This is a genomic window from Pseudomonas sp. GZJR-8 (assembly GCF_002916705.1).
GTDB lineage: Bacteria > Pseudomonadota > Gammaproteobacteria > Pseudomonadales > Pseudomonadaceae > Aquipseudomonas > Aquipseudomonas synxantha_A.
Window position 1 is genome coordinate 38,306 of sequence record NZ_JXSI01000006.1, and the last position, 9,938, is coordinate 48,243.

Consider the following 9,938-nt stretch of genomic DNA (forward strand, 5'->3'; position numbering starts at 1 on the left):
TTTGCGTTCTGCAATGCCTGAAAATAACCATCAATAAAGGCTTTAAGTTAGGCGCTGCCTATGCGTGAAGTCCTGGAGAAACATCATGAGCGAAGTTGAACGTTATAAACCGTACAAGGGGGCCGCCGCCGGTTGGGGCGCGCTGATCGCGGTGACGAAAAACTGGCTGGGCAGTGAAAACGCGCTCAAGAACATTCGTGCGATGCTCAAGACCAACCAGAACGGCGGTTTCGACTGCCCCGGTTGCGCCTGGGGCGAGTCGCCGGAAAGCGGCATGGTCAAGTTCTGCGAGAACGGCGCCAAGGCGGTCAACTGGGAAGCCACCGGGCGCCTGGTCAATCCGGCGTTCTTCAACAAATACACGGTGTCGTCGCTGGCAGCGCAAAGTGACTATTGGCTCGAATACCAGGGCCGCCTGACACACCCGATGCGCTATGACGACTCCCTGGACCGTTATGTCGAAATCACTTGGGATGATGCCTTTGCCCTGATCGCCAAGCACCTAAACGAACTGGAGTCGCCGGACCAGGCCGAGTTCTATACCTCGGGCCGCGCCAGTAACGAGGCGGCTTATTTGTATCAGCTGTTCGTTCGCGCCTACGGCACCAACAACTTTCCCGACTGTTCGAACATGTGCCACGAAGCCAGCGGCCTGGGCATGGACGACAGTGTTGGCGTGGGCAAAGGCACGGTGACCTTCGATGACCTGGAAGAAGCCGACGCGATTTTCGTCATCGGCCAGAACCCCGGCACCAACCACCCACGTATGCTCGAACCGCTGCGCGAGGCGGTAAAGCGCGGAGCCCAGGTGATCTGTTTCAACCCGCTCAAGGAGCGTGGGCTGGAGCGTTTCCAACACCCGCAGCATCCCCTGGAGATGCTCACCAACGGTTCCGAACCTACCTCGTCGGCGTACTTTCGCCCGGCCTTGGGCGGCGACATGGCGGCCTTTCGTGGTATCGCCAAGTTCCTGCTCAAATGGGAACGTGAAGCCCTGGAGAACGATGGCGAGGCAGTCTTCGACCGCGCTTTCATTGCCCAGCACACCTCGGGCCTGGAGCACTATCTGGCGCAAGTGGACGCCACCTCATGGGAGCATATCGTCGCGCAATCGGGCCTGAGCCTTGAGGATATCGAGCTGGCCGCACGCATGTACCGACGCGCCAAGCGGGTGATCATGTGCTGGGCGATGGGCGTGACCCAGCACACACACTCGGTGCTGACCGTGCAGGAAATCATCAACGTGCAACTGTTGCGCGGCAATATCGGCCGGCCAGGGGCGGGGCTATCGCCCGTGCGTGGCCACAGCAACGTGCAGGGCGACCGCACCATGGGCATCAACGAACTGGCGCCGCCGGAATTGATCAACGCATTGGAAGCACGCTTTGACTTCAAGGTCCCGCGCCGCCATGGTCACAACACGGTCATGGCGATTGCGGCCATGGAAGAAGGGCGCGCCAAGGTCTTCATCGGCCTGGGCGGCAATTTTGCCCAAGCCACGCCGGACACCCCGCGCACCCACGCGGCACTGCGCAAGTGCGACCTCACCGTGCATATCGCCACCAAGCTCAACCGCAGCCATCTGGTGACGGGCCGCGAAGCCTTGATCCTGCCGTGCCTGGGCCGCACCGATATCGACATCCAGGAACAAGGCCCGCAAGGCGTGACCGTTGAAGACACCTTCAGCATGGTGCACATCTCCCACGGCCAGCTGAAACCCAAATCGCCGCTGATGCGTTCGGAACCGGCAATCATTGCCGGGATCGCCAATGCGACCCTGGGCAACCACCCGATTGACTGGCTGTGGACGGTGGCCGACTACGGTCGTATCCGCGACTTGATTGCCGACACCATTCCCGGCTTCAAGGACTTCAACACCAAACTGTTGCACCCGGGCGGTTTCCACCTGGGCAATGACGCAGCGCGCCGCATCTGGAAAACCGACAGCGGCAAAGCCCAGTTTGTCTCCAGCGTGTTGCCGGCGCACCTGGTCAGCGAAGGCGTGCGCAACCTGGACGTCAAGCCGGAGCTGATCCTGCAGACCATGCGTTCCCACGACCAGTACAACACCACCCTGTACGGGCTCGATGACCGTTATCGCGGCGTCTATGGCATGCGCGATGTGGTGTTCGTCAATGAACAGGACATCCGCAAGCTGGGCTACGAGCCGGGGCAGAAAGTCGACATGGTCTCGCTGTGGGGCGATGGCCGTGAGCGTCGGGTCAGCGGCTTCACCTTGATCGCCTATGACATTCCCGCCGGGCAGGCCGCCGCCTATTACCCCGAAACCAACCCGTTGGTGCCGCTGGAAAGCTATGGCGACCGCACCTTTACCCCGACGTCGAAGTTCATCGCCATCCGGCTTGAACCCGCGCCGGTCAGCAATCTGATCCAGTCCCACGGCGCTTGAGTCGTACCGGGGTGGCCAGTATGGCGCCCTGGGTTTCCCTGATCACTGCACATCCGTTTGCCCCAGGCCACGAGGCCTGAGGCACGCCGATCTGGGTGCGCGTGCGCATCAAGTTTCCATAAGGGTATTGCCATGTTAAATCTCGAGGCGCTGGACCTTGCGCGAATTCAATTCGCCTTCACGGTCTCGTTTCACATTATTTTCCCCGCTATCACCATCGGCCTGGCCAGTTTCCTGGCGGTGCTCGAAGGCTTGTGGCTGAAAACCAACAACGCGGTCTACAAGGACCTGTATCACTTCTGGTCGAAGATCTTCGCCGTCAACTTCGGCATGGGCGTGGTCTCGGGCCTGGTCATGGCCTACGAGTTCGGCACCAATTGGAGTCGCTTCTCGGACTTTGCCGGCAGCATCACCGGGCCGTTGCTCACCTATGAGGTGCTGACGGCGTTCTTCCTGGAAGCGGGTTTCCTCGGGGTCATGCTGTTTGGCTGGAACCGGGTGGGGCGGGGTTTGCACTTCTTTTCCACCGTAATGGTCGCCATCGGTACGTTGATCTCGACGTTCTGGATCCTGGCGTCCAACAGCTGGATGCAAACGCCCCAGGGCTTCTCCATCGTCGATGGTCGGGTGATGCCGCTGGACTGGTTCGCCATCGTCTTCAACCCGTCGTTCCCGTTCCGCCTGGCGCATATGGCAATCGCTGCCTTTGTTGCCACGGCGTTCTTCGTCGGCTCATCGGCGGCCTGGCACTTGCTGCGTAAAAACGACACCCCGGCAGTGCGTAAAATGCTCTCGATGGCGTTGTGGATGGCGTTGATCGTCGCACCGATCCAGGCGGTCGTCGGTGATGCCCATGGTTTGAACACCCTGGAGCACCAGCCGGCGAAAATCGCTGCGATTGAAGGGCATTGGGAAAACGTCGGTAACGGCGCTACGCCGCTGGTGCTGTTCGGTATCCCTGACATGGAGGCCGAAAAGACCCGCTACGCGATAGAAGTCCCGTACCTGGGCAGCCTGATCCTCACCCACAGCCTGGACAAACAGATCCCGGCGCTCAAGAGCTTCCCCAAGGAAGATCGGCCGAACTCAACCATCATTTTCTTCAGTTTCCGGATCATGGCCGGGCTGGGGATGTTGATGATCCTCACTGGGATACTGGGCTTGGCGTTGCGCCGTAACGGCGCGCTGTATCGCAATCGGTTATTCCTGCGCCTGGTGCTGTTCATGGGGCCGACCGGGCTGATCGCCATGCTGGCCGGCTGGATCACCACTGAAGTAGGGCGCCAGCCGTGGGTGGTTTACGGGCTGATGCGTACCGCAGACGCGGCGTCCAATCACAGCGTCACGCAACTGAGCATCTCCCTGGCGTTGTTTGTGCTGATCTACTTCTCGGTATTTGCCGTGGGTATCGGCTACATGATGAAGCTGGTGCGCAAGGGCCCGCAGCCCCATCACGACCATCCGCCACAGGGCGGCCCCGGCCAGGAACGCACACCGCGCCGTCCTCTGTCCGCTGTCACCGAGACGCTCGCGTCCGGCGACCACACCAACTGATCAAAGGGATTGCACATGGGCATTGTAGGTATAGACCTGTCGTTGATCTGGGGCGTGATCATTGCCTTCGGGGTGATGATGTACGTGATCATGGATGGCTTCGATTTGGGCCTGGGCATCCTGTTTCCGCTGATCCCGGACGAGCAGGAGCGCGACGTGATGATGAACACCGTGGCGCCGGTATGGGACGGTAACGAGACGTGGTTGGTACTCGGCGGCGCGGCGTTGTATGGGGCGTTTCCGCTGGCGTACTCGGTGATCCTGGAGGCGTTGTACCTACCGCTGATTTTCATGCTGGCCGGGCTGATCTTTCGTGGCGTGGCGTTTGAATTCCGCTTCAAGGCCAGCCCGCAGAAGCGGCATATCTGGGACATGGCGTTTATCGGCGGCTCGTTCCTGGCGACCTTTTGCCAGGGCGTGGTGATCGGCACCTACATCGCCGGCATTGCGGTGGTCAATCGCCAGTTTGCCGGGGGCAGCCTCGACTGGCTCTCGCCGTTCCCGCTGTTCTGCGGGGTTGGGTTGGTGGTGGCCTACGCGTTGCTGGGCAGCACCTGGTTGCTGGTCAAGACCGAAGGCATGCTCGAATCGCGCATGCGCCTGTTCAGCCGCTACTTGGCCTTCGCGCTGATGGCGGTGGTGGCGGTGCTGTGCGTGTGGACGCCGTGGCTGCACCCGGAAATCGCCCTGCGCTGGTTTGCCCAGGCGCACATTGTGGTGTTTGGCGGCCTGATGCTGCTGGGCGTACTGGCACTGGTGGGGCTGTTGAAAACGTTGCGCCAACACCACTCGCACTGGCCGTTCGTATTCACCCTGATGCTGGTGTTCCTGGGGTATATCGGGCTGGCCTTCAGCATCTGGCCGAACATTGTGCCGCCATCCATCAGCTTGTGGGACGCTGCATCGCCGCCTTCGAGCCAGTTGTTCATCCTGATCGGCACGCTGTTCATCCTGCCGATCATCCTGATGTACACCTGCTGGAGCTACTACGTATTCCGCGGCAAAGTGAGGATTGGCGATGGCTACCACTAAGGGTGAAAAGCCGCGGCCTGCTGGCCGTTGGTACCAGCGGGTGTTCTGGCTGATCGCTATCTGGTTCGCCAGCGTGCTCGCCCTCGGCATCCTTGCGAGTGGCTTGCGCTGGATGATGCACATGGCTGGCATGACCAGCCATTGAGGCGAGCCTGATCCAATGTGGAAGGGGCGGCACATCGTTCCATTTTTGAGATGCAGCGGCCCGGTTCAGCCACTACCTAACCCTGAACCTGATGATTAAGGTGGCTCCATTGTTTTTTCGCAGGTGTCCTACAGGCGCAAGTCGTGGATACCGGTCGGAGCGTGTCTATACAGGAAGTGCAGACACTGCCGGGCACTGTTCCGGCACACCATTCCAGGGAGGTTTATCCAAGCAAAGAGGAAATGCAAATGACTGCATCAGGTAACGCTGCAAACTTCAATGGTCAAAAGCCGACGATTGATCCCGCCGACACGGCCATGTTGCTGATCGACCACCAGAGTGGTCTGTTCCAGATCGTCAAGGACATTGATGTTCCTCAACTGCGCGCTAACGCTATCGCGTTGGCCAAGGCCGCGACCCTGTTGAAAATCCCGGTCATCACTACCGCTTCGGTTCCACAAGGCCCCAATGGCCCGCTGATCCCGGAAATCCACGAGGCCGCGCCCCACGCCAAGTACGTCGCCCGTCGCGGCGAAATCAACGCCTGGGATAACCCTGAGTTTCACGCCGCCGTCAAAGCCACCGGCAAGAAGACCCTGGTGATTGCCGGCACCCTGACCAGCGTATGCCTGGCCTTTCCGTCTATCGCAGCGGTGCACGAAGGCTACAAGGTGTTCGCAGTGGTCGATGCTTCGGGCAACCACTCCAGGCTGGCCACCGACCTGACCATCGCGCGCCTGGCCCAAGCCGGCGCGGTGCCGATCGACATCATGGGCACGCTCTCGGAGTTGCAAGGTTCGTGGAACCGTCCGGATGCCCAGGAGTGGGCGAACGTCTACACCCAGGCGATGCCGCACTACCAACTGCTGATCGAGAGCTACATCAAGGCTCAGGAAGTGGCAAACAATCACGAAGAACTAGACTCACAGCGCAAGTAAACACGCTGGGTTCTTTACCGGGCGCCCACTCGGGGCGTCACCTTCTTTATCAGGAGTATCACGATGTCTACACCTTACGTTCGCTTGGACAAAGATAACGCCGCTGTGTTGTTGGTCGACCATCAGGCTGGCCTGCTGTCATTGGTCCGCGACATCGACCCGGACAAATTCAAGAACAACGTGCTGGCCCTGGCTGACCTGGCCAAGTACTTCAAGCTGCCGACCATCCTGACCACCAGTTTCGAAACCGGCCCGAACGGCCCGCTGGTTCCCGAGCTCAAGGCGCTGTTCCCGGACGCCCCGTATATCGCCCGTCCCGGCCAGATCAATGCCTGGGACAACGAAGACTTCGTCAAGGCCATCAAGGCCACCGGCAAGAAGCAACTGATCATTGCCGGCGTGGTGACCGAAGTGTGCGTGGCGTTCCCGGCGCTGTCGGCGCTGGCGGAAGGCTTCGAGGTGTTTGTGGTTACCGACGCCTCCGGCACCTTCAATGAGCTGACCCAGCAATCGGCCTGGGCCCGCATGTCGGCCAACGGCGCGCAACTGATGACCTGGTTTGGCCTGGCCTGTGAGCTGCACCGCGACTGGCGCAACGATATCGAAGGCTTGGGGACGTTGTTCTCCAACCACATCCCTGACTACCGCAACCTGTTCACCAGCTACAACGCGTTGACTGAAGGCAAGTAAGCCTGGAATGCAGGCTGCCGATGTATTGGCAGCTTGCACTTGCTCCTGGGATAGGGCCGCTTGCGCGCGGGCACTACGGCGACCGTGACGGTGATTGAACAACCACAGGAGCAACGCTGATGCCTATTTTCAAGCGGATCGTGCGTGTCTCCATATCGCTCACGGTGTCACTCTCGGCGGCGGGCGTGCAGGCCGATAACTCCTTGGGCCAACGGGATAACCTCAGCACCGGTATCAATGAACGACAGAAAGCCGAACTGGCGGTGACGCCGGGATTTGTCGGCGGCTCGTCCCTCAACGGGCTGCTGCGCAATTACTACCTGGGCCGCGATAACCACAACACGCCGTCGCGCCTGGATCAGCGTGAATGGGTGCAAGGTGTGTACCTGTCGTTTCGCTCGGGTTACACCGACACGCCGATTGGTGTGGGGGTCGATGTGCATGGGTTCTATGGTCTCAAGCTCGATGGCGGTGGAGGCAGTGGCGGGGCGGGTTTGCTGCCGCTGGATTCGAAAAAGGCCCCGGAGTCAGACTTCTCTGCAGCGGGCGCGGCACTCAAGCTGCGCGGTTTTGGCAGCCTGGTGCAGGCCGGTGACCAGTACCTGGATAACCCACTGGTGGCCAGCGGAGTGAGCCGTGTGGTCCCGCAGACTTTTCGCGGTGTGACACTGAAGAACTACAGCTTGCAAAACCTGACCCTCGATACCGGCTGGGTCGATTCCACACGCTTGCGCAACCAGAGCGGCCAGAGCCACCTGACCACCAGTTACGGCACTGGCAACAAGGCCGGTGTGGCGGCCGAGCGCGAGAGTTCGCACATGAGCTGGCTGGGCGGCGTTTACAGTGCGCCGGGCGGGGTTACGCTGACGCTGTATGGCGGCCAGCTCAGCGATATCTGGAGCCAGTATTACGCTGGGGTCAGCTACCCCTTCACGTTGAACCATGGGGTCACGCTGACGCCGTATGTGCATTACTTCAAGACCCGTGACCAGGGCCAAAGCCACTTGGGGCGCATCGACAACAATACTTACACCGGCGGCCTGACCCTGTCCGGCGCAGGCCAGAGCCTGACCCTCGGTGTGCAGAAGGTCGACGGCGACACGCCGTTCGACTACGTCGTGCAGGACGACCGCACGTTCATGTACCTGAACAATTCCCAGCAATACGCCGACTTCAATGCCCCGGGTGAAAGGTCCTGGAAGATCCAATATCAGACCAGCCTGGCCTTCATCAACGCACCGGACTTCCAGCTCAGCACCTCCTACACCCAGGGTGAAGCGGACCTGACGCGAGTCGACCCCAACAGCACCGGCTACGGCTACATCTATAACGCTGCGGGCAAGGATGCGCACCACTGGGAACGCGACGTCGCCCTGCGTTATGCGGTGCCGGGCGGCAAGGCCAAGGGCTTGAACGTTACATTGCGCTGGGCCGCGCATCGATCCGGCCAAGGCTATACCGCGCCGGGCAATACCCGTGGCAACTCGAATGCCGATGAGTACCGGGTGATCGTGGATTACCCATTCAACGTTTTTTAATCGGCAGTCAATGAAGGTGCTGTATGCGTCAAACACAATGGATTCGGGTTCTGGGCATCAGCTCGGCATTGGCCTGCGCCACCAGCGAGGCGGACAGTGTCAGCCTGCCGCCCCTGGCCTTGGGCAATGCCAGTTTCATGGACGGGGTCGCCGGCCCCGGCGCGCTGTTCGAGTTGCCAGTGCAGTACTACCGCAGTCACTCGGCCTACGATGCCCACGGCCATTCGCTGCCCGGGCGCCAGCAGGTGCACAGCACCACGGTGCTGCCGCACTTGGCCTACTTCAGTGACAAGACGCTGTTGGGGGCCAATTACGGCGCTGAGGTATTGTTGCCGCTGGTGAACCTGGAACTGGATATAGATCATGGCCCCGAGGGCCGCCGCACCCGCCAGGGCGACATGGTCGTCAGCCCGTTTCTGTTGCAGTGGGCGCCTGTTTCGTTCTTCGGTCGGCCTTACTGGCAGCGCCTGAACTTCGTGTTTTCATTGCCCACCGGCTCTTACGACAAGAATTCAAGCATCAATACCGGCAGCAATGTCTGGGTATTCAACCCTCATTACGTATTTACCTGGGAGTTGACCGATCGCCTGGAGGTGAGCGGCCGTTTCAACTACGCATGGTCCAGTCGTAATCACGACCCGGCCTCGGTCCTGAACGCCAGCAGTATCCAGCCGGGCCAAGCGATCCACAGTAACCTCGCGGTGTCCTACGCCGTTGCCGAACGCTGGCGGGTCGGCGTGGCGGGGTATCAACTCAAGCAGATCAGCGATGACCGTATCGATGGCCATCGGCAACAGGACTCCAGGGAGCAAGTGGTAGGCATAGGACCCGGCGTGATGTATCAGCAAGGCAAGCGAACATTCTTTGCGAACCTGTATTTTGAAAGTGGTGCTGAAAACCGCGCCCAAGGAACGCAACTGACGCTACGTTACCTCCAGGCGTTTTAGCGCTTAATACTTAGAGGCAGTCATGCTATGCACAATCTTTTTCCGGTAACGCTGGCATTTGCGGCGGTAAGCGTATTGCCTGCGTGTTCCACCCAACTGACCGAGCGCGGTTTTAACGTCAACCTGGTCACTGCCTCGTCTTCGAACCAGTGTCGACTGATTGAAATGTTCACCGTGCAGGGGGCTGGGCCGGATGACACCTTGCGACGGGCGCTCAACCAGGCGGCGGTTCTTGGGGCAGACAGCATGGCTGTGGCAGATGGCAAGGAAACGGCCGATGGCGCCGAGATCAGGGGGGCCGCCTTGATTTGTCGCCAGCCATGAGCCCTGCGGGGGCGGGGGTGCTGCGTAGCTCAGCAGGAACAAGCGCCCTCGCCATAGGCATGGGTATCTACACAACTTCAGTTTGCAGCCCCCTATGGTAACCACGATGCGAAGCGAGCTGCTCTTGATCTTGATCTGCTTTTGATCTTAGGCGCCCCGTTAAACCACGCTGGCCGGAATTCGACAGGGGTTTGGGGGGTAAACCGGCAGGGATGCCGGTTTAGCCGCCCCGCGCCATGGATGGCGCGTGGCGGCGGCCCCCCAAATCCCTGTCGGATTACGGGCACACCGAGCCTGAGCGAGGTGCCGAGTGGTGGGGCAAGAGCGTTTTGCTCACTTTTGCGCTTTTCAAAAGTGAGC

At 60.4% G+C, this 9,938-nt stretch carries 9 protein-coding genes; all 9 read left to right on the plus strand.

Annotation, left to right across the window (positions count from 1 at the left end):
- Positions 1-85 precede the first annotated feature (85 nt).
- The 9 genes from TK42_RS13560 (at position 86) to TK42_RS13600 (ending at position 9,578) form a co-directional block, all read left to right on the plus strand.
- Complete coding sequence (locus tag TK42_RS13560) at positions 86-2,410, plus strand: FdhF/YdeP family oxidoreductase (protein ID WP_103734434.1); 2,325 nt, start codon at positions 86-88, stop codon at positions 2,408-2,410.
- Positions 2,411-2,542: 132 nt separating this feature from the next.
- Positions 2,543-3,964, plus strand: a complete 1,422-nt coding sequence (locus tag TK42_RS13565) for a cytochrome ubiquinol oxidase subunit I (RefSeq protein ID WP_103734435.1) — start codon at positions 2,543-2,545, stop codon at positions 3,962-3,964.
- Between the two features lie 15 nt (positions 3,965-3,979).
- Positions 3,980-4,996 carry a cytochrome d ubiquinol oxidase subunit II gene (gene cydB / locus TK42_RS13570; protein WP_032875558.1) on the plus strand — a complete coding sequence of 339 codons (1,017 nt, stop codon included), beginning with the start codon at positions 3,980-3,982 and terminating at the stop codon, positions 4,994-4,996.
- On the plus strand, positions 4,983-5,141 hold the full coding sequence (locus tag TK42_RS13575; RefSeq protein ID WP_103734436.1) for a DUF2474 domain-containing protein: 159 nt from the start codon (positions 4,983-4,985) through the stop codon (positions 5,139-5,141). The genes cydB and TK42_RS13575 overlap by 14 nt, the downstream gene beginning before the upstream one ends.
- A gap of 248 nt (positions 5,142-5,389) precedes the next feature.
- Entirely contained in the window at positions 5,390-6,079 is a 690-nt protein-coding gene (locus TK42_RS13580) for an isochorismatase family protein (protein ID WP_005788122.1), read from the plus strand.
- A gap of 63 nt (positions 6,080-6,142) precedes the next feature.
- Positions 6,143-6,769, plus strand: a complete 627-nt coding sequence (ycaC, locus tag TK42_RS13585) for an isochorismate family cysteine hydrolase YcaC (RefSeq protein WP_003191542.1) — start codon at positions 6,143-6,145, stop codon at positions 6,767-6,769.
- 119 nt (positions 6,770-6,888) lie between these two features.
- Positions 6,889-8,307, plus strand: coding sequence for an OprD family outer membrane porin (locus TK42_RS13590; protein WP_103734437.1), 1,419 nt, complete (start codon positions 6,889-6,891; stop codon positions 8,305-8,307).
- A gap of 23 nt (positions 8,308-8,330) precedes the next feature.
- Complete coding sequence (locus tag TK42_RS13595) at positions 8,331-9,254, plus strand: transporter (RefSeq protein ID WP_103734438.1); 924 nt, start codon at positions 8,331-8,333, stop codon at positions 9,252-9,254.
- A gap of 27 nt (positions 9,255-9,281) precedes the next feature.
- On the plus strand, positions 9,282-9,578 hold the full coding sequence (locus TK42_RS13600) for a hypothetical protein (RefSeq protein ID WP_103734439.1): 297 nt from the start codon (positions 9,282-9,284) through the stop codon (positions 9,576-9,578).
- Positions 9,579-9,938: the final 360 nt, after the last annotated feature.

Coding starts and splice junctions, on each gene's coding strand:
- TK42_RS13560 (WP_103734434.1), top strand. CDS start 86: ATGAGCGAAGTTGAACGTTATAAACCGTACAAGGGGGCCGCCGCCGGT.
- TK42_RS13565 (WP_103734435.1), top strand. CDS start 2,543: ATGTTAAATCTCGAGGCGCTGGACCTTGCGCGAATTCAATTCGCCTTC.
- cydB (WP_032875558.1), top strand. CDS start 3,980: ATGGGCATTGTAGGTATAGACCTGTCGTTGATCTGGGGCGTGATCATT.
- TK42_RS13575 (WP_103734436.1), top strand. CDS start 4,983: ATGGCTACCACTAAGGGTGAAAAGCCGCGGCCTGCTGGCCGTTGGTAC.
- TK42_RS13580 (WP_005788122.1), top strand. CDS start 5,390: ATGACTGCATCAGGTAACGCTGCAAACTTCAATGGTCAAAAGCCGACG.
- ycaC (WP_003191542.1), top strand. CDS start 6,143: ATGTCTACACCTTACGTTCGCTTGGACAAAGATAACGCCGCTGTGTTG.
- TK42_RS13590 (WP_103734437.1), top strand. CDS start 6,889: ATGCCTATTTTCAAGCGGATCGTGCGTGTCTCCATATCGCTCACGGTG.
- TK42_RS13595 (WP_103734438.1), top strand. CDS start 8,331: ATGCGTCAAACACAATGGATTCGGGTTCTGGGCATCAGCTCGGCATTG.
- TK42_RS13600 (WP_103734439.1), top strand. CDS start 9,282: ATGCACAATCTTTTTCCGGTAACGCTGGCATTTGCGGCGGTAAGCGTA.